24 protein-coding genes are annotated in these 22,660 nt (G+C 73.1%); 12 read left to right on the plus strand and 12 right to left on the minus strand.

The genetic code is table 11. The features are described 5' to 3' along the window. Positions 1-57: 57 nt before the first annotated feature. Positions 58-645 (plus strand): flavin reductase family protein, encoded by a 588-nt coding sequence (locus AGRA3207_RS36215; protein ID WP_231331823.1) that lies wholly within the window; start codon positions 58-60, stop codon positions 643-645. Between the two features lie 31 nt (positions 646-676). On the opposite strand, the gene AGRA3207_RS36220 is transcribed toward AGRA3207_RS36215, so the two are convergent. The 12 genes from AGRA3207_RS36220 to AGRA3207_RS36275 form a co-directional block, all read right to left on the minus strand. After that, complete coding sequence (locus tag AGRA3207_RS36220) at positions 677-1,693, minus strand: NAD-dependent epimerase/dehydratase family protein (protein WP_231331825.1); 1,017 nt, start codon at positions 1,691-1,693, stop codon at positions 677-679. Next, a complete protein-coding gene (locus AGRA3207_RS36225) occupies positions 1,690-2,133 on the minus strand; it encodes a type II toxin-antitoxin system RatA family toxin (RefSeq protein ID WP_231331827.1) in 444 nt (147 codons plus the stop codon). Before AGRA3207_RS36225 ends, AGRA3207_RS36220 begins: the two co-directional genes overlap by 4 nt. Before the next feature lie 48 nt (positions 2,134-2,181). Then, positions 2,182-3,312: an acyl-CoA dehydrogenase family protein gene (locus tag AGRA3207_RS36230; RefSeq protein ID WP_231331828.1), complete on the minus strand. Its 1,131-nt coding sequence runs from the start codon at positions 3,310-3,312 to the stop codon at positions 2,182-2,184. Between the two features lie 2 nt (positions 3,313-3,314). After that, the gene (locus AGRA3207_RS36235; protein WP_231331829.1) at positions 3,315-4,016 is read right to left on the minus strand and encodes a P-loop NTPase family protein; all 702 of its coding nucleotides are present in this window, start codon (positions 4,014-4,016) and stop codon (positions 3,315-3,317) included. Next, positions 4,013-5,140, minus strand: coding sequence for an aminotransferase class I/II-fold pyridoxal phosphate-dependent enzyme (locus AGRA3207_RS36240; protein WP_231331831.1), 1,128 nt, complete (start codon positions 5,138-5,140; stop codon positions 4,013-4,015). Before AGRA3207_RS36240 ends, AGRA3207_RS36235 begins: the two co-directional genes overlap by 4 nt. Then, on the minus strand, positions 5,137-6,459 hold the full coding sequence (locus AGRA3207_RS36245; protein WP_231331832.1) for a B12-binding domain-containing radical SAM protein: 1,323 nt from the start codon (positions 6,457-6,459) through the stop codon (positions 5,137-5,139). The genes AGRA3207_RS36240 and AGRA3207_RS36245 overlap by 4 nt, the downstream gene beginning before the upstream one ends. Before the next feature lie 133 nt (positions 6,460-6,592). Continuing rightward, a complete protein-coding gene (locus AGRA3207_RS36250; RefSeq protein WP_231331833.1) occupies positions 6,593-7,267 on the minus strand; it encodes an HAD family hydrolase in 675 nt (224 codons plus the stop codon). After that, positions 7,264-8,046: an ABC transporter permease gene (locus AGRA3207_RS36255; RefSeq protein ID WP_231331834.1), complete on the minus strand. Its 783-nt coding sequence runs from the start codon at positions 8,044-8,046 to the stop codon at positions 7,264-7,266. Before AGRA3207_RS36255 ends, AGRA3207_RS36250 begins: the two co-directional genes overlap by 4 nt. After that, complete coding sequence (locus tag AGRA3207_RS36260) at positions 8,043-9,065, minus strand: ABC transporter ATP-binding protein (RefSeq protein ID WP_231331835.1); 1,023 nt, start codon at positions 9,063-9,065, stop codon at positions 8,043-8,045. The genes AGRA3207_RS36255 and AGRA3207_RS36260 overlap by 4 nt, the downstream gene beginning before the upstream one ends. After that, positions 9,055-9,618, minus strand: a complete 564-nt coding sequence (locus AGRA3207_RS36265) for a hypothetical protein (protein WP_231331836.1) — start codon at positions 9,616-9,618, stop codon at positions 9,055-9,057. The genes AGRA3207_RS36260 and AGRA3207_RS36265 overlap by 11 nt, the downstream gene beginning before the upstream one ends. Before the next feature lie 2 nt (positions 9,619-9,620). Next, positions 9,621-9,851, minus strand: a complete 231-nt coding sequence (locus tag AGRA3207_RS36270) for a hypothetical protein (protein ID WP_231331837.1) — start codon at positions 9,849-9,851, stop codon at positions 9,621-9,623. Beyond that, complete coding sequence (locus AGRA3207_RS36275) at positions 9,827-10,642, minus strand: hypothetical protein (protein ID WP_231331838.1); 816 nt, start codon at positions 10,640-10,642, stop codon at positions 9,827-9,829. The genes AGRA3207_RS36270 and AGRA3207_RS36275 overlap by 25 nt, the downstream gene beginning before the upstream one ends. A gap of 575 nt (positions 10,643-11,217) precedes the next feature. Between AGRA3207_RS36275 and truD the strand changes: the two genes are divergently transcribed. The 11 genes from truD to AGRA3207_RS36330 all read left to right on the plus strand — a co-directional run bounded on the left by truD (position 11,218) and on the right by AGRA3207_RS36330 (position 22,639). After that, on the plus strand, positions 11,218-12,312 hold the full coding sequence (gene truD, locus AGRA3207_RS36280; RefSeq protein ID WP_231331840.1) for a tRNA pseudouridine(13) synthase TruD: 1,095 nt from the start codon (positions 11,218-11,220) through the stop codon (positions 12,310-12,312). Further along, positions 12,309-13,727, plus strand: a complete 1,419-nt coding sequence (locus tag AGRA3207_RS36285; protein ID WP_231331842.1) for an aspartate aminotransferase family protein — start codon at positions 12,309-12,311, stop codon at positions 13,725-13,727. The genes truD and AGRA3207_RS36285 overlap by 4 nt, the downstream gene beginning before the upstream one ends. A gap of 12 nt (positions 13,728-13,739) precedes the next feature. Continuing rightward, on the plus strand, positions 13,740-14,495 hold the full coding sequence (locus AGRA3207_RS36290) for a class I SAM-dependent methyltransferase (RefSeq protein ID WP_231331844.1): 756 nt from the start codon (positions 13,740-13,742) through the stop codon (positions 14,493-14,495). 37 nt (positions 14,496-14,532) lie between these two features. Beyond that, positions 14,533-15,936 (plus strand): hypothetical protein, encoded by a 1,404-nt coding sequence (locus tag AGRA3207_RS36295; RefSeq protein ID WP_231331845.1) that lies wholly within the window; start codon positions 14,533-14,535, stop codon positions 15,934-15,936. Further along, positions 15,933-16,598: a 2OG-Fe(II) oxygenase gene (locus AGRA3207_RS36300; RefSeq protein ID WP_231331846.1), complete on the plus strand. Its 666-nt coding sequence runs from the start codon at positions 15,933-15,935 to the stop codon at positions 16,596-16,598. Before AGRA3207_RS36295 ends, AGRA3207_RS36300 begins: the two co-directional genes overlap by 4 nt. Next, positions 16,592-17,536: a class I SAM-dependent methyltransferase gene (locus AGRA3207_RS36305; protein ID WP_231331847.1), complete on the plus strand. Its 945-nt coding sequence runs from the start codon at positions 16,592-16,594 to the stop codon at positions 17,534-17,536. Before AGRA3207_RS36300 ends, AGRA3207_RS36305 begins: the two co-directional genes overlap by 7 nt. Before the next feature lies 1 nt (position 17,537). Continuing rightward, positions 17,538-18,668, plus strand: a complete 1,131-nt coding sequence (locus AGRA3207_RS36310; RefSeq protein ID WP_231331848.1) for a phosphoenolpyruvate carboxykinase (ATP) — start codon at positions 17,538-17,540, stop codon at positions 18,666-18,668. Continuing rightward, positions 18,665-19,834: a hypothetical protein gene (locus tag AGRA3207_RS36315; protein ID WP_231331849.1), complete on the plus strand. Its 1,170-nt coding sequence runs from the start codon at positions 18,665-18,667 to the stop codon at positions 19,832-19,834. The genes AGRA3207_RS36310 and AGRA3207_RS36315 overlap by 4 nt, the downstream gene beginning before the upstream one ends. Beyond that, positions 19,831-20,358, plus strand: coding sequence for a hypothetical protein (locus AGRA3207_RS36320; protein WP_231331850.1), 528 nt, complete (start codon positions 19,831-19,833; stop codon positions 20,356-20,358). Before AGRA3207_RS36315 ends, AGRA3207_RS36320 begins: the two co-directional genes overlap by 4 nt. A gap of 251 nt (positions 20,359-20,609) precedes the next feature. Next, complete coding sequence (locus AGRA3207_RS36325; protein WP_231331852.1) at positions 20,610-21,833, plus strand: phosphoenolpyruvate carboxykinase (ATP); 1,224 nt, start codon at positions 20,610-20,612, stop codon at positions 21,831-21,833. Between the two features lie 5 nt (positions 21,834-21,838). Next, on the plus strand, positions 21,839-22,639 hold the full coding sequence (locus AGRA3207_RS36330; RefSeq protein ID WP_231336502.1) for a tyrosine-protein phosphatase: 801 nt from the start codon (positions 21,839-21,841) through the stop codon (positions 22,637-22,639). The last annotated feature ends 21 nt before the right edge of the window (positions 22,640-22,660 follow it).

Consider the following 22,660-nt stretch of genomic DNA (forward strand, 5'->3'; position numbering starts at 1 on the left):
GGCCGGGTCAGCGGCCCGGCCGCGGTCGCATCCCGCGGGAGCCCGGGGCGCCATTCGTTGCTCGATGATGCCATATTCTCGAATCTGATGCATACTTGGAGAAGTGTGGCGAGTGACCTCGATATCCATTTCTCCGGCGCTGAGGGTCTGATGACGTTCACGACGACGATGGCCGACTCCTCCGTCTTCCGGGCCGTGGCCGGGAGGTTTCCCAGCGGTGTCGCAGTGATCACCGCGATGTCCGGGAGCGGGCCGGTCGGATTCACTTGTCAGTCGTTCACGTCGCTGTCTTTGGACCCCGTTCTGATCTCGTTCAACGTTGCGCGGCTCTCGGGCACCTGGCCTGTTATCCGGGCCGCCGGTGCTTTCTGTGTGAACGTGCTGGCCGCGGAGCAGGCGGAGATCGCACGGACCTTCGCCGAGGCGGGTGTCGACCGGTTCGCCGGTGTGGGGTTCACCTGCGGTCCCGGCAACGGCGCCCCCCGGCTGGCGGGGGCCGCCGCCTGGCTGGACGCCACGGTCGAGGAGGTGTTCGGCGGTGGGGACCACTGGATCGTGGTCGGCAGGGTGAGCGCCGCCGTGCCGGGTGATGGAGACCGGGCGCTGCTCTTCCACCTCGGCTCCTACAGTTCGACCGCGCAGTGAGCCCGGCGCCGCCGCGGCGGATCCGACGCGCTCAGGGGCGCCACGGCCGGGGGATTCGGCGTGCGGTCGACTCGTGCTTCTCCGCCCAGCGGCGAATGGAGCGGAAAATGGTCGGGACGATCGGCTCCACGCTGTGCGTGACGTCGAAAGGCTCGGTCACCGACAGATATCCCTGATATGCCTGGAAAGCCGTGACGCGCATCAGTTGCACCCGGTCCAGGTATTCCCGTGCGAAGGGGAGATAGAAGCGGTTCCACTGGTCCATCGTCACGTAGGGAAGCGGCCGGATCTCCGGGATGCCGTTCTCCTCGCGCCAGCCGTTGATGGCGGCCAGGACCGTGTCGAATGTCTCCACGATCCGCGGGGCGCCGTCGCCGCCGCCGAGGATCGCGAGCCTGACCTCGCCCGGCGGGCCCTGCCCGGCCAGCGCGCGGACGTGCTCGGCCACATCGTCGGTGCTGACCATGTCGAGGTAGGCGTCCTTCTCCGCGACGAGCGCGGGGACGGCGCCGCTGCACATGGCGGCGGGCAGCCAGAAGAACCCGCTGTACCGCTCCAGGAAGCCGTCGTCCCGGGCTCCCATCACGATCGGGAAGCGGACGATATCGGCCGACGCGCGCTCGCTGGTGATCAGCCGTTCGGCGGCGGCCTTGGACCATTCGTAGGTGTTGCGGTACGCGTCCGCCGAGGTGGGCTCCACGCTGCCGGTCAGCCCGGTCGCGTAGGACGTCGACAGGTGGACGAAGTGGGTGTCGTCGTCCATCCACTTCAGCAGGGCGCGCAACGGTGCCACGTTCGCCTGTTCCGCCTCTTCGACCGTGAGGCTCCAGCGTGTGTCGGCGGCGCAGTGGACCACCGCGTCCCAGGGACCGCGGAGTTCCCCGGGGGGCTCCTCGGCGCCGATGCGCCAGGCGAGCTGGCGCGGGGAGGGGCCGCCCCGGCTGCTGACCCCGTACACGTCGTGACGCGCCGCGGTCAGCCGGCGCACGATGGCGCTGCCGACCGCTCCGGTGGCGCCCGTGACGAGAATGCGCTGGGAGGAGGTCACGAGACGACGAGCCTCCTTTCGATCGCCCGGAGCATCTGCTCGGAGTTCTCCCGCAGTGCCTTGGTGGCGACGGGGTTGAGCATGTCGGCCAGCAGCGGGATGCCGATCTCGAAGTCCACGGAGAACGTCACCACGGACGCGCCGTCGTCCTGCGGATCGACCCGCCAGTAGCCGGTGAACTGGTCCAGGTCCCCCGAGACCTGGTCGAACGTCATCGTGCGGGTGGCCTCGTCGAGCTCGTCCACCTCCACCCATTCCAGCACCGAGCCCTTGAGGAGCACCGCCCACTCGCTCACGCGCTTGCCGTCCTCGGTTTCGCCGCGCACGTCGACCGACTCGACGTTGTCCATGTACGTGGCGTAGTCCTCCAGCCTGGTGACGGCCCGCCAGGTCTCCTCGACGGGCGACTCGATCCGCAGGCTGACCTCGACATAGGGCATTTCTGACTCTCCTTTCGGACGGCCGGGCCTCTCGGGCGGCCATGACCTTCACACGGCCGGGTCGAAGGTGATCTCCCGGCCGCAGCAGTGGTCTCCGACCACCTGGTCACAGACCAGCAGGCTCGGTGGATGGTGGTGGGCGGCCAGCGAGTCGATCAGGAGCCTCGCGGCGGGCTGGTCGCGGGTGTACAGGCGGCCGCCGACGACGGGGGTGACGGCCGCCACGACACGGTCCCGCACGTCGCTGAGCGTGGCGCGCAGCGCGACGGCCGCGGCGAGGGCGGCGTCACCGGACACCAGGCCGTCCTCGAAGTCCCGGCCGAGCTGGCGGCAGGCGCCGCCGAGCGTCAGCAGCTCCCGTGTCGCGCGTCCCAGCAGGGGGACGCGCTGGCCGAAACGGCCGGCGCCGGTCACCTGCCGGTACGCCGTGTCGAGCAGGGCGCTGAGGACCCCGTGGTAGGTGGCGCTCAGCAGCACCGCGAACCAGACCATCCCGGAGATCACGGTGTCGTCGATGACGTCGGCGGGGCCGCGGTGGAAGACGAGACGGTCGTCGAGTTCCGCGTCCTTCAGCACCAGCCTGGCCGTGTCCGAGCCCGTCATGCCCAGGGACGGCCAGTCGCCCTCCACGGTGAGACCCGGCGAGGCCGCGGGGCACAGCGCGAGGATCGTCTCGCCGGTCGCCTCGACGCGGGCGGTCAGGCAGACCAGCGTGGCCGTGGACGCCAGCGAGCACGGGTACTTGACCCCGGAGACCAGGTAGCCCTTGTCGGTCTGGACCGCCGTCGACCGGCTGCTCATGAAGTTGGGGCTGCCCCCCGGCTCCGCGAACGCCGACGCGACGAGGGCGTGCGAACCCGCGATGCCTTCAAGGAGCATCCAGCTGGTGTCGCGGTGGCGCCGCCAGTAGTCGGCCATCAGCCCCACGGTGAACGAGTGCATGTTCAGGGCGATGGCCGTGGACGGATCGGCGACGCCCAGGGCGCGCTGCGCCGAGGCCATCGCGACCAGATCGGCGCCGCCGCCGCCGAACTCCTTGGGGATCGGCAGCGCGGCGAAGCCGCTCTCGGCGATCCGCCGGATCCGGTCCGGGCCCGAGGAGCCCTCCGGCACCCGGTGGCGGTGCCAGCCGGAGCCGAGCAGCGCGGCGTGGGGTGCCTGCTCCATGCCGTCACCCATTCTCAGGTGCTCCCTTCCCGGACCGGACGGACGTGGCGCGGTGGCGGACCGGGTGGGCGGGGGAGCGGGCCGCCGCCGGGTCGTTGCCGCTGGGCGCACGTGCACACGGGCACCCCGGCGGGTTCGGCGGGCGTGGGCCGCTCCTGCGCCGACAGATGCCGCAGCACGCGCGCCGCCTCACGGCGGCTGCGGCAATGCAGGACCGGTGCGGGACCGGCCGCCAGCAGGGGACGCATCAGGCGCAGTTCCCGGCCGCGGAATCCCACGGCCTTGCGGACGAGGGCGGTGACGCTGCGCACCGGCGGGTCGCCCGCCGTCAGCCCGGCGGGGAGGTACTCGCGGGTGGGGCGCCCCAGCAAGGCGTTCCCGCGCAGCCGCAGGGAGCGGCGCACCAGGGCACCGGCGCAGAGCCACGGGTGCCGGTCGAACAGGATCACGACGTCCGCCCGCTCGGCACGCCGGCGCACCGTGTCGGCGAAGTTCCCGTCGATGATCCAGGACGGTTCCGCGGCGAGCCGCTCGACCACCCGTTCCCACTCGTCCTCCGGGGGCCGCTGCCAGCCCGCGCGCCAGTACACGTCGTCGAGATGGACCAGCGGCAGCCCGGTTCCGGCCGCGAGGGCGTGGCTGAAGGTCGACTTGCCGCTGCCCGGACTGCCCAGCACCACGATCCTGCGCGCGGACGTGGCAGGCGCCGCGGTCACCGGACGTCCCTCATCAGCGCGGCCACCCTCCGCATCGCGGGGGCGTCGGCGAGGGACACCCGCAGGCACCCTTCCAGCCCCGGGATGCCGTCGAGCGGGCGGACGCGCACGTCGTGGTCGTCGAGGTGGCGGGTCATCCGTCCGGGAACGGCACGGTCGCCGGTCCTGAACGTCACGTAGTTGCCGCCCGGGTCGAGGGCGCTCCACCCGGGATGCCCGGCGAGCACGTCCCGGACGAAGGCGGAGCGGATGGCCCGCACGTCGCGCCACACCTCCGCGAACGCGTCCCGCTCCCGGAGGACGGCCCGCAGCAGGGCCAGCGCCGTGGCCGAGACCGTGCTGTCCGGCCGGAACCGCGACAGGTAGGCCACCAGGGCCGGCGAGCCGAGGACCGACGCGACACGCGCGCCGGCGAGCCCGAAGGTCTTGGAGTACGAGCAGACGACCAGCAGGTGCGGCGCCGAGGCGACGAGCGGGACGTGGGTGACACCGGTGAAGGCGCCGTAGCACTCGTCGATGACGAGCAGATGCCCGGCGCGGCGTGCCGCCTCGGCCGTCTCGGCGATCTGCTCCGGTGACAGGAGCAGCCCCGAGGGGCTCCCCGGATTGGTGACGACCACGACCGCCGGCGGGTGGTCCGCCATGGTGGAGTGCAGCCGGGACACGTCGAGACGGGCGGCGCCGGCGTCCAGCGCGGCGCAGCCCACGACGGGCACGGCGCGCAGCGCGGCGTAGTACCGCCAGCTCTCGAACGTCGGCTCGTGCAGGATCAGGCCCGCGCCCCCGGCCGCCAGGGCGTCCACGACGAGGCCGACGGCGGAGTCGGACCCGGCGGTGAGCAGGATCCCGGACGGCTCGTGGCCGTGGTGGTCGCGGAGGTCGGCGAGCAGCGCCTGCTGGTACGGGTAGCAGGTCAGGTCGTCGGGGGTGAGCCGGTCCGCCGCCGCGCGTACCAGCCGGGACGCCGTGGGATGGCGCAGTTCGCAGCTCTTCAGGTTCAGCACGCCGTCCCGCTGCCACCGCGGTGCCCAGCGCAGTTCCCACACGTCCCGCCGCGTGGGGAACGGCACCCCGTCGCCGGACGCGACACCGCGCGCGGACGGGGTGGTGAGCGGTGCGGTCATGTGCCGCTCCGGGCGGCGACCTCGGGGATCCGTTCGTGCACCGACGTCACCCGGGGCTCCCGGCCGAACAGGAAGGCGTAGAGCCCGTCCTCCCCGTGGCCGGGATCGGCGATCAGGTGGCGGTTGTACCTGCTGATCTGCAGCGGGGTCATGGACGGGGTCATGTCGTGCAGCCGCGTGTACATCGTGGGCCGGAAGCGCGCGCCGATCTGCTCCACCAGGTCCCGGGTGCGCTGGGCGCCCTCCGTCCCGGTGCCGGGCAAGCCGACGATCACGAAGGCGTTGAGCTCGATGCCCGCGCGGGCGCACTGCTCGCCGAGCTCCCGGAACCGCGACTCGTGGATCTGCTTGGCCCGGGGGAGTGAGCCGTGGCCGTCGGGTTCCAGCGTCTCCAGTCCGACGGAGATCCGCACGCAACCCGCCTCGCCCATGAGTTCCACCAGGTCGGCGTCGAGGTGATGCACCGTCGTGGCGCACTTCCAGCGTGGCGACACCGGGCCGGTCAGGAACCGTTCGCAGAGCTCGCGCACCCACCGCTTGTCGAGGGTGAACGTGGGCGCGTAGAACGAGACGTACTCGAACGGAAGCGCCCGCATGCTCTCCTCGACGTAGGCGGTGACGGCGTCGACCGGCAGCCGCCGCTCACGCAGCCCGAAGATCTCGTGCACCTCGCAGAACTCACAGCCGATGGGACAGCCGCGGGCCGCCGGGACCACCAGCTCACGGCGGAACGGGATCCCGCAGAACTTGTCCTCGTCCCGCGCGTAGAGCCGGTCGTAGTTCTCGTACGGGATCTCCCGCACGTCGGGCAGCGTCCAGTCGCGCGGTTCCAGGGCGTCCCCGGCGCGCGACGGCGGTTCCCACCGGTCCCCGGCACGGACGGCGACGCCGGGCAGGGCCGCGCCGGGCGTGCCGGCCGCCAGGGAACGGACGTAGTGCGCGACACCCGTCTCGTAGTCGCCCGACTGCACGATGGCGTCCAGGCCGTAGCGCTGGAAGAAGCCGGGGTTCATGCTGCTGAGCCGGCCGAAGGTGATGAGGCGGCTGGACGGGGACAGTTCGCGGGCATAGTCGGTGAACCGTTCGAAGCCGTCGACGGCGTCGAAGTCGTTCATCATCGCGATGACGTCGTACCGGCCCTGGTAAAGGAGATCGCCGATCGCCTTCCAGTGCGTGTTCAGCACACCGGCGTCCCGCACGTCCACCCATTCCACCGGCGCCAGCCGCCGCAGATGCCCGGCCGTCATGTAAAGCGGCGTGTGGTGACCCGCGTTGAAGTAGCTGGGAACATGAGGAGGCCATATGACCAGAACTCTCACAGGAAACTCCTTCGGCACGGCCGAAATGGTTCAGGGGCCTCGAGCGCAGTGCAGCGCGCCGATATACCGTCAAAGCTAGTCGCGGGTGCCCGTCCCATCGCCGTCGTTTCTCTGGACGGAACGGATTTCGTGCCTATCGCAGGCCCAGCAACGCGTCGAGACCGGCGAAGTCGGGGCGGCCGGGGTCCACCTGGACCGTGTCCCAGCCGAGGCGGCGGGCCGGGGCGATGTCGTTGCCGGCGGAGTCACCGACCATGACCTTCCGCCGGAAGGGGCCCGTGGTGATCAGTTCGAAGGCGCGCGCGTCCGGCTTCTTCGGCCCGCCGTCGGCGGTGAACAACGCGAGGTCGTAGACCTCGGGGACCTTGAGTCCGGTCAGGAGGCGGCGCATCAGGTCGCCGGGGAGGTAGCAGTTCGACAGCAGCCGGACCGTGTGCCCGGCTGCGGCCACCCGGCGCATCGCCTCGGCGGCCGGCTCGCACAGCTCGTACCGGTCGTCGTCGCAACAGCCGAGCGCCCGCCACAGCGCCCGGTCCACGTCTTGCGCCGGACGGGCCACGCCCCGGTCCCGGAGTGCCGTGCCCACCAGGTCGCGTGTCGCGGGCTGGAGCGCCGACTTGTCGACGAGCGCGGCGTACAGCGTGGTGAACACCGTCTCGACGACCTCCCCGGCCAGCCCGGAGCCGATGCCGAGCGTCTCGGCGACGGCCCTGGTGAAGTCGTCCGCTCCGGGCATGGGCCGGCGCTCGGTGACGATCGTGCCGAAGCAGTCGAACACCACCACCGTCGTCTCGTCCGCCGGGTTCATGACCACGACACCTTCTGGTGCTCGAAGCGGAAGAAGAGCAGCGTCACCGCGGCGAAACCGGCGGAGAAGCCGAGCAGCACCACCACCGGCAGCACCACCGCGCCGACCCCGCCGCCGTCGATGACCACGTCCGTGAACCCGCGCATCGCCCAGTAGCTGGGGACGCCGGGCGCGACCGGACGGGCCCAGCCCGGCAGGGCCGACAGCGGTGTCAGCGCGCCACCGAGGCCCGCGAACACCAGCGCCGCGAGGTTGGCGAACACGGCCATCTGCGAGACGGTCCGGCACACCGACACCAGCGCCATCCCGAACATGACCACGCACAGCGCCAGCGCCGCCCCGACCAGCACGAGCGCGGGCCACGACCCCGCGATCCGAAGGTCGTACAGCAGGCCGCCGGCCAGGAACACCACCGTGAGCTGGAGCACCGCCACGCACAGCGGGACGACGATCCGCCCGGCGATGATCTCGCAGGGCCGGGCGAGGCTGGCGCGGAGCCGGTTCCAGGTCCTCCACCCGTGCTCGCGGAAGACCGCGAAGCCCACCAGATTCACCAGGAAGAACGTGAACATGACGGCCATACCCGGCACCGCCTGCTCCGCGCCCGTGGCGTTCTCGACCTGGTCGGCCCGCAGCGCCGCACGGAACAGCGGCTGCATGAAACCCATGAGGAGCAGCGGCATCGCGCTGCGGACGAGAAGAGGGGCGGGGTCGCGCAACTGGAGCCGGAGGTCGTGCCGGACCAGCGAGGCGATCCGTCCCAGCGAACCGTCGCTCATACGGGTTCCTCCTCAGCGACTCCGACGGTCCGGGCCGGTTCGGTCACCGCGGCGGCGGTCCCGGTGGTCTCGGGGGTCTCCGCGGACTCGTCGTAGCCGCGTCCCGTGATGCGCAGGAACACCCTGTCCAGGCTGGGCTGGACGAGCCTCAGGTTGACCAGCGCCCCGGCGGCGTCGCCCAGGGCCGCCATGACCTGCGGGACGGCCAGGTGCGGCTGCTCCACCGTCACCCGCAGGACCCCGCCGTCCCGCACCTGCGGCCAGGGCAGGGGCAGTTCGGGCGGCACTCCGGAGAAGGTCAGGTCGATGCCGCTGTCGCCGTACCGCCCCACCAGTTCCTTCAGCGTGCCATTGGCGATCATGCGGCCCTCGCTCAGCACGGCGACCGAGCCGTCCATGGCCTCCACCTCGGGCAGATAGTGCGTCGAATAGCAGACGGCCGTGCCTTCGGCGGCCATGGCGCGGACCATCGCCAGCAGCTGCTCACGGGTCTGGACGTCCACCCCGGCCGTCGGCTCGTCCAGCAGCAGCAAGGGCGGCCGGTGCACCAGGGCCATGCCGGTGTGCACCCGTCGCTGCTCTCCGCCGGACAGCCGCGCCGCCCTGCGGCCGAGCAGCCCGGTCAGCCCCAGCGGCTCGGCGACCTCCTCGACGCGGCGGTCGGCCGCGGCGCCGCGCAGACCGGCGAGCTCGGCGAAGAAGAGCAGGTTCTGGCGGACCGTCAAGGGCGGGTAGAGGCCGAGTTCCTGCGGGGCGAGGCCGAGCAGGCGCCGGGCCTCGTGCGGCTGCCGTGCCGGGTCCCTTCCCAGGACGCCGACCTGCCCGGCGTCCGGGCGCAGCAGCCCCGCCACGATCGACATGAGCGTCGTCTTCCCGGCTCCGTTGTGCCCGAGCAGCCCGACGATCTCGCCCGGGGCGATGGTCATGTCGACGTCGTCGAGCGCGGTCAGCGTGCCGTAGCGCTTGGTCACGCCGCGTAGCGTCAGCGCGTGCCCGCCGCCGGGGAGCTCAGTCGGCACGCTGGGTCCAGTTGTTCGGCATGATGTCCGGCAGCCCGAGCCGCTCCAGATGCGGTGACCAGGTCCGGGCCAGCTTGAACCCCTTCATCATGCCGCTGCCTGCCCGGACGTTGGGAAGCTTCCGCGCGTACCCCAGCCCCGCCTCGGTCGCGTCGAGATGGGCGCGCAGCCGCTCCAGCCACTCGTCGGACCGTCCTGTGGCGATGGCGTCCAGCCCCGCGGCGGCGAGCCGCATCCCGTCCTCGACGTCCTGCGGTGGCAGTCCGGCGAATGGGTCGAAGCTCGCCTGTTCGCCGGTGAAGGTCAGCTCACCGTGGGTGCGCAGGCTCCGCACGGACAGCGAGAGCTGCACCAGGTCGTAGGCCATGAGGACCGCGACCTCGGTCTGCCCGGCCGCCGCCGCGCCCTCGACGTCCTCCAGCGCGGCGTAGCACTTCAGCAGCAGGCGGGCCGCTCCGTGGGCACGGAACGCCACGAGCCGCCGTACATCCGGCAGGGCTTCGTGGGCACCTGGGCCGGCCGTCATGACCGGGACGTCTCCCGTGTCGTCCATGGTCAGGACACCTCCTGTGGCGGGGCCACGCCGAGCCAGAGCATGTCGTGCACGAACAGCAGCGCGATCCCGGGCGGCGGGTCGGTGCCGGGCGGTCCCGACCACAGGACCTCGTCGGACTCCGGTGGCGGCAAGTCGGTGCGCGGGATCTCCAGGGCTCGCAGCTGCCAGCGGTCGACGATTGTGCGGTCTTCCAGTCGCGCGGTGCCTATGCCCTTCGCCCAGCGCAGCACTGTGTGCAGCGGCGCATTAGGGCTGTTCCGGGGGGTGTGGGGGGTCGTCCCCCCACGAGGGGCGGGGCTGTTTCGGGGGTGTGGGGGGTCGTCCCCCCATACGAGACCGGGCCGGTCAGTTCCTGGACGAGGTCGAGACAGCGTGCCACCCGCGCCGCGGGGGAGAGCGGAGGGGCGAGGACCTCGCGGAGCAGGCCGAGGGCGTCGTCGGAGACGGCCCTGAGCTTCTCGCCGATCCACTTCTCCGTGAAGTAGATCTGCCCGGCGACGGCGGCGCGGGCGTTCAGCGCCGCCACGACCGCCTCCCGGCCCCGGATCGCCGCGACCGCCGGGCGTTCGCCGGCGAGCAGCCCCGCCGCGCGGGCCAGCCGGTGCGCCTCGACCGTCCACCACTGCTCGACCACCCGCACCAGCCAGGGCTCGCGTAACCCGGCGTGCCAGGTCTCCCACGGTTCGGAGACGATCAGCTTCAGGCCGAGGGCCAGCCTGGTCGCGGTCTTGATGGTGCGGCGCCGGTGGTTCCAGGCGTCCTGGGTGACCGTGTCGAAGCACGGCCAGGAACCGTCGCGCAGCCGTGCGCTCCGGTCCCTGACGGCGCTGGCCTGGCGGATGTTGACGTCGATCAGTGTGCCGTGCTCGTGCGACTGGATCGGGAACCGGGTGAGCCGGTCGTTCTCGACCAGGACCAGGAGATCGAGATCGCTGCGATGGTTGCCGAACCCGGCCAGCACCGACCCGCTCGCCACCGCGAGCGCCGGCCTGCCGTGCCCCTGGTCGGTCTCGCCGACCACGTCGCCGACGGTAAGGCCGCGTTCCCCCAGGAACTCGTGGAAGCGCTTCTCGAGAACGTGCGGCTCTGGGAAAACGGCCGGTACGGAGGTTTGTTCCATAACTGTCTCGGACCTCCCGGCGACGGCTGGTTCGGTGGCTGAGCAACGGCTGGGATGAGCGGCTCGGTCACCATAGGCAGGCCCGCGAGGACGGAGCAAGAAGCATCAGGAAGTGTTCCGCCGCACGGAACATCCTCTCGCCCCAAAATCGGCCGCAAGTAGATTCCGACATGGCGGAACTGCTGTCACGGTGCGACGCCATTGAGTGATCACCTAATCACCTGACAAAAACCACGTGATCCACTTCAGTGGTCGTCGTATCGACCGTATGCGAGATGAATTGTCGTTCCATCCTGCGCGCCGGAAGGGCGGGCGCCACTCGGGTGCGGGAATGCCAATGGCTGCGGGCGGCATTCGCCAGAGACGCTCCTTCGTGCGGCCAGGGCGCGACCACGATCACATCGGAGGCTGACGCGCGAGGGCAGCGGCTCGCCACGACCGTCCCCGCAGGCAGTCCAGCGTCCGGAGAGGTCCCGATGCATCCGCCTTCGCTCAAAACCCTGCCCGAGGACTTCCGGGTCACCGAGTACCTCGGGCTCGAGACGGCACCGCCCGACGGGTCCACGCACACCTACCTGCTGCTCTGGAAGCGCGGCCTGACCACCCACGAGGCGCTGCGCGAGCTCGCCGCGGCGTTCGCCGTGGACGTGCAGGATGTGGCGGCGGCCGGATTGAAGGACGAGGACGGCGTCACCGAGCAGTTCGTCTCGGTGCGCGGCCTGCTCTCGCACGCCGACATCGAACGCGCCAACGTACCGGCCGGCGGAGGGCGCCGCGCCTGGCGCGTGACGCCGCACGGGACCGGCACCGCGGCACTGCGCACCGGGGGACTGGACGGCAACGGCTTCCGGCTGATCGTCCGCGACCTGGACGACGCCACGGCGGCCGTGCTCGCCGAGGGGCCGCGGCGGCACACCCACTTCTTCGTCAACTACTACGACACACAGCGTTTCGGGGTGCCGGGCGGGCCGAAGGAGACCCATCTGATCGGCGGGTCCCTGCTCGCGGGCGACGAGGACACGGCGCTGGAACTGCTGCGCCGCTCCGGTTCCGCCGAAGGCAGGCAGGCCCTGGAGCACCGGGGGCCGGCGGGGGAGTTCTGGCGGCGTCTCGATCCCCGCGTCCCCGTCTTCTACCGGTGTGCGCACGCCTCCTACCAATGGAACGCACAGGTGCGCGATCTTCTCCGGGAGAACGCGGCCGGGGAGGTCGCCGATGTCGACCGTGAGGGCGTTCCCTACGCCTTCGCGACCACGCGCGCCGCGGTACTGGCACTCGCGGCGCACAGCCCGGAACTGGACTACGTGCGTTACCGCTGGACGGACGGTGAGTGCGTGCGCAGCACGGCCGCCCGCCCGACCGTGCTCCAGACGCACATCTCGGTTCACCGCGTCGAGCCTGATTCGCTGTACCCGGGCCGTTTCGCCTGCACGATCTCGTTCTTCCTGCCATCCGGCGGCTACGCGACGTCCGCGGTGCACCAGTGGTTCGTCCAAGCCCGCGCCTCCTCTCAGGACGGCGCACAGGGCGCGCCGATGGCCGCCGTCCCTGCGGGAGGCGGGCACGCGTGAGCGCGTCACCGGAGGACGCCGCCCCGGACGCGCGCGGCGTCCTGGACCAGGTCCGATCGCATCTCTCGCCGGGACTGGCCTTGGTGTACGGGATGAACGGCGCGGGCGCGGTCGAGTCCCACGGGAAGGGAGCGCGGATCGTCCTGTCCGACGGGCGCTCCGTACTGGACTTCGGCAGCTACGCGGTGACGCTGCTCGGCCGCGGGCATCCGGACGTCCTGAAGGCGGTCGCCGGTGAACTGGACGCGATGGCCGTGTCCACCCGCGTCCTCGCCAATGGCACGACGGCCGGGTTCGCGGCCGAACTCGCCGAGTACACCGACCCCGGCCGCCTGACCAGGGTGTGGCTGGGACTCAACGGCTGTGACGCCGTGGAGGCCGCGCTCAAGCTGGCTCGCCTGGCCACCGGCCGCACCCGGGTCGTCGCCGTCGAGGGCGCCTACCACGGCAAGTCGATGGGCGCGCTCGCCACCACCTGGAGCAGGCGTTACCGGCGATCCCTCGAACCGCTGCTCGGCGGGGTGACGCACATCCCCGCCGTCCCGGAGGCGGTGCCCGGGGCGTTCACGGACGGCGACGTCGCCGCCGTGATCATGGAGCCGGTGCAGGGCGAGGGCGGTGTCGCGGTCCTGCCGCCGCGGTTCCTGGACGCCCTGGCCGCCGCCGCCCGCGAACACGGCGCCTTTGTGATCGCCGATGAGATCCAGACGGGCCTCGGCAGATGCGGGGAGCGGGCGCTGAGCGTCGCCGCCGGGCTGCGTCCCGACGCGGTGCTGTTCGGCAAGGCGCTGGGCGGTGGCGTCCAACCGCTGGCCGCGCTGGTGGCCACCGAGGACCTGTACGCGCCGCTGGCCAAGGACCCCTTCGTGCACACCACGACGTTCTCGGGTCATCCGCTCGCCGCCGCCGCGGGCAGCGCCGCGCTGCGCGCGGTGGAGGAACTCGCGCCCCGCGGCGTGCGCCTGGCGGAGCTCATGGCCGGCGGGCTGCGGCGCATCGCGCGCGGACATCCCGGGCTGATCGCGGACGTGCGGGGCCGCGGCCTGCTGTGGGGCGTGGAGTTCCACCCCGGCGGCGCGGCCGGGGAGGTCCTCCTCGAACTGAGCCGGCGCGGGCTCGTGGTGTCCCCCTGCCTGGGACGGCCGGAGGTGATCCGGCTGCTGCCGCCCCTGGTGGCCACCGACGAGGAGGCCGGGGAGGCACTCGACCTCCTCGACGCCACCTGCGCGGCGGTCCCCGACGAGTTCCGCCGTGGCGGCTCCGGCGCCGGCGCGGAGCCCGACGATAGGTTTCCACTCGGAACCGGCGCCCCCGCGGGCCCCTCCAGGGGCCTGGAGAACGGCGCCGAGGGGGCCGCCGCAGTACGGCGCGGCGAGGGCACCTCGCCGGCGCCGGGCCGCTCCCGTGTGCGATGAGGAGCGGAGACCATGGCCCACGACCGAGACGACCGCAGCTACGAGGACTTCGCCGTCCAGTACGACGAGGGCAGCGCGGACAACATCTACAACACGCTGCTGGACCGTCCCGCCGTGCAGAGCAAATGTCCTCCGCTCGCGGGCCGGCGGGTGCTGGAGGCCGGATGCGCGGGCGGGGGCCTGACCCGGTGGCTGGCGGACCAGGGCGCGGCGCGGGTCGTGGCGCTGGACGCCAGCCCCACGCTGGTCGCCCGGGCCCGCGAACGGCTGGGCGGACGGGCCGAGGTGCGGGTGCACGACCTGCGCCGGCCACTGGACTTCCTGGGCGGGGCATCCATCGACGTGGTGGTGTCCTCGCTCACCCTGCACTACCTGGAGGACTGGGTTCCGGCGCTGGCCGAGTTCCGCCGGGTGCTGGCGCCCGGCGGCACCGTGGTCCTGTCCACGCACCACCCGCTGAACGACTTCGAGATGTCCCCTAGCGGCGACTACTTCCGCGTGGAGGAGGTACGGGACGAGTGGCCCTCCTTCGGGCCGCCCACCCCGGTCGTCCGGTTCTTCCGGCGCCCGCTCGGCCGCATCGTCGCCGACGTGCACGCCGCCGGCCTCTCCCTTCGGGAGCTGTACGAGCCCCGTGCCGACGAGGCACGGCGGGACGAGTTCGGCGGCAAGTTCGACAAGCTATCGCGCCGGCCGTGGTTCCTCGTGCTGGTCCTCGGCCACCCGGGCGGCCCCGGGGAGGGGCGGCCGCCGCAGACCACCGGGTGACGGACGCCGCCCGGCCCCAATCCCAAGGAGCAGCCGCGTGCTGAACAGCCCATCCACCACGGCCGTCGCGGACGGCGGCCGCCCGCCCGTCCTCCCGTCCTCCTGGAACGTCCTCGGCGGGCCCGCCGCCGTCCCGCGTCCGGCGCTCAGCATGGGGGGCTTCAAGCACCTGCTCGTCCCGAGCCTGGCCGCCGCGTGCCTCGCCGGCCGTCCGTGGCGCATCGCCAACGCCCCGCGCATCGAGGATCGCAGGCTGCTGTCGGCGATGCTCCGCGATCTCGGTGTGAGCGTGGACGACGAGGGAGCCGGCGTCACCGTCGACGCGTCCGGCCTCCGCGGAACCCATGTCCCGGCAGAGTGGAGCGGGGGCATCCACGGCGGCGTGTACCTGCTGCCCGTGCTGCTCGCGGCGCATGGTGAGGCGACGTCCGGGCAGCACGGCGGGTGCGCGATCGGGGGCGGGACGGGCGGCTCGCGTCCGATGTCGCACATCGCGGCCGTCCTGGAGCGCTTCGGCGCGGACTGCGAGGTGACCGGCGACGGGTTCCGCGCCACCGCCCCCCGGCGGGGACTGCGGGGCACCCGTATCGATCTCGCGGACTTCGCCGAGCCCGAGCCCGGCACCGGAACGCACACCGGCCCGTACTACTCGGGCGCGACCAAGACGGCGCTGCTCGCCGCGGTCACCGCCCGGGGCACGACCGTGCTCGCCAACCCGTACCCCAAACCCGACGCGATGGAGCTCGCACGGATCCTCGGCACCGCCGGGGCGCGGGTGGAGGTGCTTCCCGGACGGATCACCGTGGAAGGTCTGGGAGGGCCGCTGGGCGGTGCGGACATCACGCTGCCCTCCGACCTGATCGAGGTCGTCACCTTCGTCGCGTGGGCCGTCCATGGAGGACGCGAGCTGGATCTGCTGCTCGAACGCCCGGACGTGGTCCGGTCGGGGCTCGCTCCGGAGCTGGAGTGCCTCGACGCCATGGGCGTGCCACTGGACTGGGAGGGGCGGCGGCTGCGGGTCGGGCCTCCGGGGCGGCTGCGCGGCACCGACGTCCTGGCCGCATCGCACCGCGTGTACAGCGACTCCGGCCCGCTGTTCGCGCTGATGCTGCTGGGGGCGGACGCGCCGTCGCGGCTGATCGAGGGCGTGTGGGAGAACCGCTTCGGCTATGTGGCGGGCCTGCGCCGCATGGGCGCCGTCCTCGACCGGGCGGGGAACGAACTGCGCATCACCCCCGGCCCGCTGAAGCCGTCCCCCGGCCCGCTGGAGGCCCGCGACCTGAGGGCGGCCGCCACGCTGCTGCTCGCCGCGCTGGGGACCGGCGCGCCGCAGATCCTGCACGGTGCCGACCACCTTGCCCGCGGCTACGAGGACCTGCCCGCGAAGCTCACCGCGCTGGGAGCACGTGTCGGCGCGCCAGAGGAGACGGGGGCCGCATGACCGGCACCGCGTTACTCGACCGGGACGCCATCGCCCGCGCGACCATGGCGAGTGTCCCCTTCACCTGGGGACTCGTGGAGGACTCCGTACCAGAGCAGGCGGCCCGGCGCCGGCTCGCCGCGGAGTTCCCCGCCGAAGGCTTCGTCCTCACCGAACGGCCCGCCGGCACGGCGGCGGGCAAGGGGTACCGCACCTGGAACCTGTCCCTGGTCCAGGACGGCGTCCCCGTCCCCGGGGGCATGCGCCGCCTGACACCGACGTGGCGGGACGTGGTCGCGTTCCTGCTGGGAGACGCCTACCGCTCGGCCGTCGCCGAAGCCACCGGTCAGGATCTCGGGGGCACCGCGCTGGAGGTGCGCGCCGTCCGCTACGGCGCCGGGTCCTGGATCGACCCGCACACCGACCGCGCCGACAAGGTCGTCACGCAGACCTGGTACTTCAACGAGGGATGGCGCCCGGAATGGAGCGGGGCGCTGCGCATCCTCCGCTCGCCCGCCGCGGACGACGTCGCCGCCGAGATCGTGCCGGGCCTGGCGGACTCGGTGCTGCTCGTCCCCTCACCCGACTCCTGGCACACCGTGGCACCGGTCGCCGACCTCGCCGAACAGGACCGGCGGGTCCTGCTCGTCCACTTCGTCGACGGGGGCCGCACGTCATGGTGACCCCATCGCCCGGCCGGCGCGACGACACCGCGCGGCACGACGAGACCGGACAGCACGGCGAGACGGGGCAGACCCGGATCCAGCACCGTTACCATCGCGACCTCTTCCCCGCCCTCCACAACTGGGAGGAGACCGAGGCGTCGATCGTGGAGTTCACCGGGGAGAGCGGCCCGAAAGGGCTGCTGGGCCTCGACCAGATGGGCCATTTCGGGCCTCAGGGCTGTGATCGCGTCGCGGGCCTCATCCGCGACGGGTTCCCTGACGCCGACCTGGACGTGGCCGAGCTCGGAAGCGGCTTCGGCGGCGCGCTGCGCTATCTGGCGGACGCGCTGACCGACGACGACGGGCCCGGCGTCGCACGGATGTACGGCGTCGAGCTCGTCCCCGAGCACTGCGCGGTGAGCCGCCGCATCACCGCCGCCCAGGGCCGCTCCGAAGTGACCGAGATCTGTGCCGACGCCGCCGATGTGCCGCTGCCGGGCGCGTCGCTCGACGTCGTCGTGGTGACCGGTTCGATGCCGCACTTCCCCAGGCCCGGCGCGGTGCTGCGGGAGGCGGCCCGGCTGCTGCGCCCGGGCGGGCTGCTGGTCGCCACCGAGGAGGTGAGCCTGACGCCGCGGGGCCGGGCTCCGTCGGCCGCCTTCCGGGAGGCGCATCCGCCGAACGTCTTCTTCACCACCTCCCTGCCGGACCGGATGCGGCAGCTGGACGAGGCCGGTCTCACCGACGTGGCGCGCACGGATCTGCGGGAGTGGGCCGTCGCGCTGCTGGGGGACCGGCTGAAAGTGGTGCGGGTCTTCCGCGGGAGCGTGGTCGGCATCTACGGCGAGGAGCCGGTCGACCTCATCCAGCGCACCCTCTCCACCGCCCGCGAGGAGTACCGGGCAGGGCGGCTGCTGCCGTCGATCTTCACCGCCCGCCGCCGGGAGGGCGTCTGACATGCCCCCCGAGATGGTGGCGGGCCTGCGGGGGCCGGTGGTCTGGTCGTACTCGGCCGACGACGGCACCGAGACCGCCCGGGTGGCGGCACGGCTCGTGACGGCGATGCCCGCCGGCCGTCCCGCCGGCGACCAGGCCGTGCTGAGTGTGCGCTCGGTGCGGGACGGAGCGGGACTGGACCGCCTGGCGGCGACCGCGTCGGGACCCGCCCAGCGGTTGCGCGAGGAGAACTACCGCCGCGCGCCGGACCATGGAGCTTGGGTGAGGAGCGGCGACCGCCCCGCGGACGCGACCGGGCCCGGCCTCCCTCTGCACGCCATCGTCCACCGCGGAGGGCGGTGGACGATCCTGCACGCCGACGACAGCGGCGCCGAGGATCGCGCAAGGGTCGGCGACGTCGTGCTGCGGGGGCTGGTGGCGGCGGTGCTCGCCGCCCGCGGGGCGTTGACGGTGCACGCGTCCGCGGCGACCGACGGGGAGGGGCGGGCCGTCGTGTTCCTCGGCGACTCCGGAAGCGGCAAGAGCACCCTCGCCCTGCACCTGGCCCGGGCCGGTGCCACCCAGGCGCGAGACGCCCGGACGGGCGGCGGCTTCGTGAGCGGCGACCGGACCCTGCTGGTGCCGGGGCGCGAGGGCTGGTGGGCCGTCGGCAGCGGGCTGCTGCCCCGTTTCCGCTGGGGCACGCTCACCGGCCTCGGCCTGGCCGGCCGGGTCCGTGCCGCCTCGCTGCTGCGGCACGGCGACGGCCATCACCGGCTGGGCGACCTGCCGCGGACACCGAACAAGGTGATCTTCACCCCGCGCGAGTCGGAGCACGTCCTGGGCGTCCGGACCGTGGACTGCGCCCCCATCGGCAGGCTGGTCGTGCTGTCGGCCGCCGAAGGCGGCGCACCCGCCGTGCGCCCGCTCGGCCCCGGGGAGACGGCCGCCGCCGTCCGGGCGCACCTGCTTCCCTCCGATGCCGGTTTCCTGGAGTGGCACTTCCCCCGCTGCCCCGACGGCCTGCGGGACGTCACCGGCCTTGCCGCGGACGTTGCGCGGACGCGGCTGGAGTGGGATCCCGTCCGCCATCACGATCAGGACCCGCTGGGCCACGTTCTCGCGGACGCGACCGCCACGGAGGCACCGTGACAGGGCTCCCGGGCCTGATCGGCGGCGCCGCACTGCGGAGCGCGGCGTGCGCCCTCGGCGTCCTGCTGCTCCTCCATCGACCGGACGCCGTTCTCTGGTGGCTGACCGGATGCTGGCTGCTCTACCAGGCGGGACAGGGCCTGTACACCTCCGCCCTGGCTCCGGCCGCCCTCTCCAGGGACGAGGCCGCCCGCACCCGTCTGCTCCGCATCGTCCAGAGCCTCGCCACAGCACGCACCCCACCACGCGTGCCTCTGCGGGACCATCTGTACGCGGCGGCCGGAGTCGCGATCCGGTGGGAGCCGAAACCCGGCGCGGCGTTCGCCGCGCGCGCACACATCGGTGGCTCCCTCCTGACGGTCGCGGCACTGTGCGGCGTTCTCGCCGCCGTCGCACCCGCCTTGGCCGCCGGTTCCGGTGCGTGCGCCGTGCTCGCCGTCGGCCTGGTACTGCGGCCCCGCGGACTGCGTGCGCGGGGGACCGGGCGGGCTGGCTGGGCCATCCGCCGCCGTGAGGCGCGGACCGTCACCGTCCTTGCCGGTCTGCTGGCGGTCGGTGCCGCGCTCGTCCCGGTCGCCGGCGCGGTGCACCGCCCGGACGCCGTCACGGGACTGATGGCGACGGCAGTCCTGCTCGCCCGTCTCGTCTACGGCATGACGGCGGCGGACGTGGGCGCAGTCCGCCACTGGCAGGCCACGCGATGCCACCTGAGGGAGGCGGAACGGGCCACGCCACCGGGCCCGGTCCGCGGAGAGGACGCTCCCGCGGGCGGGAGGCTCGTCGTCGTCGCGGCCCTGCCGAGCCGCCTGGGTTTCGCCGACCTCGCCGAGAATGTGCACCTGGGCGCCCTCTCCCCGGGCGACTCCGTGCCCGCGCGCCTTCCCCGCACCGTTCGCCTGTGCGGGCTGGAGGAGCTCGCGGGCTCCCTGCCGCACGGTTGGCGCACCGTGCTGTCGGCCGAGTTCTCCGGCGGTGTCGACCTGGACGAGGACACCTGGGAACGCATCGCCGCAGCCCGCATCAGCGCCCTCCTGGAGCTGGGCGCGGCGCAGGTCCGGCTCACCGGGGAACCCGGCCCGATCCTGACCGAGGTGCTGGCCGACTGGAGTTCCCGCGTCGGCACGCGCGTACCGACACTCACCGTGTCCAGGGGAGACGCGTTTTGAGAGGTGCCCGTTCGACGACGACGGACGACGAGTCGCCGCGCCCGGCAGGACGCGCGGCGAGCCGGCATGCCGCCGGTCTGGCCGTGCGGCTGGCCGTGGCGTTCGCCGTCCATCCGGCGCTGGCGCCGGCCCTCCTCCCGCTCTGCCTCGCCGTGCCGCCTCCTGCGGCGACGGCCCTCCGCGGCGAGGACGCCGACGCCGCACGGGCGGTGCGCCGCATCGTGCGCACCGCCACGGAGGACGCCTGGACCGGCCCGTCCGGTGCGATGCTCGTCCCGTTGCTGCTGCGCCGCCACGCCGAGTGCTCCGCCCGTGTGGCGGCCGCCACGGCCCGGGCCGCACGCCGCGCCGCGGGCACCGGGCTGCGCTCCCGGCTGCCCAAGCTCTACGCCCTGCTGCTGTCCGCCGCGGTGCTCACCCTTGACGGACCGGCGCTGCACGCCTTCGCCGGCGAGCCGATGGCGGCCGCCGTGGTCTTCCTGACGATCATCACCACGCCACTGCGCACGTCCGGCGACGCGTGAGATGCACTCAGACACCGCATGGACCGCGCCGGTGTTCCGCCGGACGAAACGAACCGGAATTGCGCGCACATCACCGTTTCATGGAGGGAGACACCGCCTTCTCTCGGCATCGCGAGTCCGCCACGATCGCACTGTCACGCTGCTCACGGAGCGCGAGCAGCCCGGGGACCGCACGAGAACCTTGCGCTGCGGGAACCCCGTGACCCACGTCATCCGAGCTTCGACGGAAGAGGCCAATGGCAGTCGCCGCCGTGTCATCCCAGACCGTTCGAGTCCCGGCCGATCCCTTACCGGATACCGTCGAGACCTTCCGGCTCGCCCTTCCACCGGCCGAGCTGCGAGTGCGCAGCACGGTTCCCGGGCTGCGCACGGCGGTCGGCGCCTTGGTGGAGCCCCTGTTCGAGATGGACGACGCGACCTCCCTCGCGGCGCCGTGCATGACCTTCACCACCCGGTCCGACGCCCCGTCCCGCACCATCCGGACGGACACCGCGTGCCGTCCCGCCCAGCAGGACCCGGGCAGCGCACCACACCTGCTGCTGCACCCGGACGGGCCCCGCTACGTCATCCTGGAGCGCACGCTCGACCGGAGCGTGCTCCTGCGCGACGGCGAGACCGACAGTGCCCCGCTCCTCATCACCGTCCCGGCCGGTGGAGGACGGCTGACCGTGGAGGCGGCCGACGCCGGGCCCGCCTCCGTGCGGGCGGTCGTCCGTCTGCTCGGCACGCTCCTCGGCGCGCAGCTCACCGGACGCGGGGCGGTGTTCCTGCACGGATCGGCCGTGGCGGTGAACGGCTCCGCGGTGCTGATGCTGGGGCCCAAGCACCAGGGCAAGTCGTCGCTGGCGTTCCTCGCCGTGACCCGGTGCGGCGCGGACTACGTGTCCGACGACACCCTCGTCGCCTGGGCGCACGGCCCCGGTTCCCCGCCGGTGCTGCGCGGCTGGCCCAAACGCGTCGGCATCGCCACGGCCCTGCTCGCCGACCACCCCGCCCGCGACGCCTTCGAACGCGCACCGCTGCGCCGCCACGGATCCGGCAGGCCGCCGATCCCGGTCCCCTCGGGCGCGGTGTGGAGCACCGGCCCCCAGGGCAGGAAGCGGATCTTCGCGGACCTGGACGAGTTCACGGCGCTGACCGGTGCGACCGTGGCCACCGGCAGCCGGCCCGCGGGCATCGTGCTGCCGCGGGCCGACCCGTCCCGCCGCGGCTGGGCGATCGAGCCGGTCGCCGACCGTGCGGAGGCGCTCGCGGAGGCCCTGCTCGCCGGAGCGGACCTGCGGCACTTCACCGACTACCTGGGCCTGCTGCCGCACCCACGACCCGAACCCGCCGTCCGCTCGGAGGTCCTCGCGGCCCTCGCCGCCCTCCCGTGCGTCAGCGTCGCCTACGGTCCCGACGTCAACGTCGACTTCCCCCGGTTCTGGGACGAGGTCACCGCGGCGTTCACCCTGTCACCGGACCGCGAGGCGTGACCGGCATGCCGGCCGTCCCCGGAATCAACTACCGCGCACCGCTGGCCTCCGGCCTGCGGCCCGGAATCCTGCACCGGTCCGGCGACATGACCGCGTTCACCGCCGAGGACGCGGGCGTCCTGGCCGGACCCGGTGGTCTGAGGTCGGCGCTGGACCTGCGGTCGGCCCCCGAAGTCGAACGCTATGGGCCGCCCAGCGCACTCCTGGCCCATGGCGTGCGCTGGCTGCGCGTGCCGCTGAGCGGCTACCCCCGCGATCCCATCGCCGCGCGGCGGCCCACCGTCGCCGACCGCACGCGGTACCTGCACGGCATCCTGACCGACGCGGTACCTGGGAGCTGGGCGCATCTCTTCCGGACGCTGGCCCGGGTGGCCGACCGTCCTTTCCTGCTGAGCTGCCACTTCGGCAAGGACCGCACCGGCCTGGTCGTCGCGGTCCTGCTCGCACTCGCCGGGGCGTCCCCGCGCGAGATCTGCGCCGACTACGCCGCAGGCAGGGCCGACCTGATCGCCAAGGCCGATCGCTTCAAGGACAAGTGGACGCGGCGCGGCCACACCCGCGAGGAGTACATCTCCCGGCTGTGCACCTCCCCGGAGACGATGGAGCACTGGCTGGACGAGGTGAACGCCCGGTACGGCCGCATCGAGACGGCACTGGAGGCGCAGGGCGTGCGGGCGGACGACCTGGTGCGGGTGCGCAGGCTGCTGACCGCCGATGCACCCGCCGTTTCCGGCGCGTCCGTCCACCCGGCGGCCCACACCGTGCGTGCGGTCAGCGCCGACGGCGCTCGGGACGGTGGGCGTTGAACGTCCGCACACCGGCCACGC

It is taken from the genome of Actinomadura graeca (genome assembly GCF_019175365.1).
Lineage (GTDB): Bacteria > Actinomycetota > Actinomycetes > Streptosporangiales > Streptosporangiaceae > Spirillospora > Spirillospora graeca.

Coding starts and splice junctions, on each gene's coding strand:
- AGRA3207_RS36225 (WP_231331827.1), bottom strand. CDS start 2,133: ATGCCCTATGTCGAGGTCAGCCTGCGGATCGAGTCGCCCGTCGAGGAG.
- AGRA3207_RS36230 (WP_231331828.1), bottom strand. CDS start 3,312: ATGGGTGACGGCATGGAGCAGGCACCCCACGCCGCGCTGCTCGGCTCC.
- AGRA3207_RS36240 (WP_231331831.1), bottom strand. CDS start 5,140: ATGACCGCACCGCTCACCACCCCGTCCGCGCGCGGTGTCGCGTCCGGC.
- AGRA3207_RS36250 (WP_231331833.1), bottom strand. CDS start 7,267: ATGAACCCGGCGGACGAGACGACGGTGGTGGTGTTCGACTGCTTCGGC.
- AGRA3207_RS36255 (WP_231331834.1), bottom strand. CDS start 8,046: ATGAGCGACGGTTCGCTGGGACGGATCGCCTCGCTGGTCCGGCACGAC.
- AGRA3207_RS36265 (WP_231331836.1), bottom strand. CDS start 9,618: ATGGACGACACGGGAGACGTCCCGGTCATGACGGCCGGCCCAGGTGCC.
- truD (WP_231331840.1), top strand. CDS start 11,218: ATGCATCCGCCTTCGCTCAAAACCCTGCCCGAGGACTTCCGGGTCACC.
- AGRA3207_RS36290 (WP_231331844.1), top strand. CDS start 13,740: ATGGCCCACGACCGAGACGACCGCAGCTACGAGGACTTCGCCGTCCAG.
- AGRA3207_RS36300 (WP_231331846.1), top strand. CDS start 15,933: ATGACCGGCACCGCGTTACTCGACCGGGACGCCATCGCCCGCGCGACC.
- AGRA3207_RS36305 (WP_231331847.1), top strand. CDS start 16,592: ATGGTGACCCCATCGCCCGGCCGGCGCGACGACACCGCGCGGCACGAC.
- AGRA3207_RS36310 (WP_231331848.1), top strand. CDS start 17,538: ATGCCCCCCGAGATGGTGGCGGGCCTGCGGGGGCCGGTGGTCTGGTCG.
- AGRA3207_RS36330 (WP_231336502.1), top strand. CDS start 21,839: ATGCCGGCCGTCCCCGGAATCAACTACCGCGCACCGCTGGCCTCCGGC.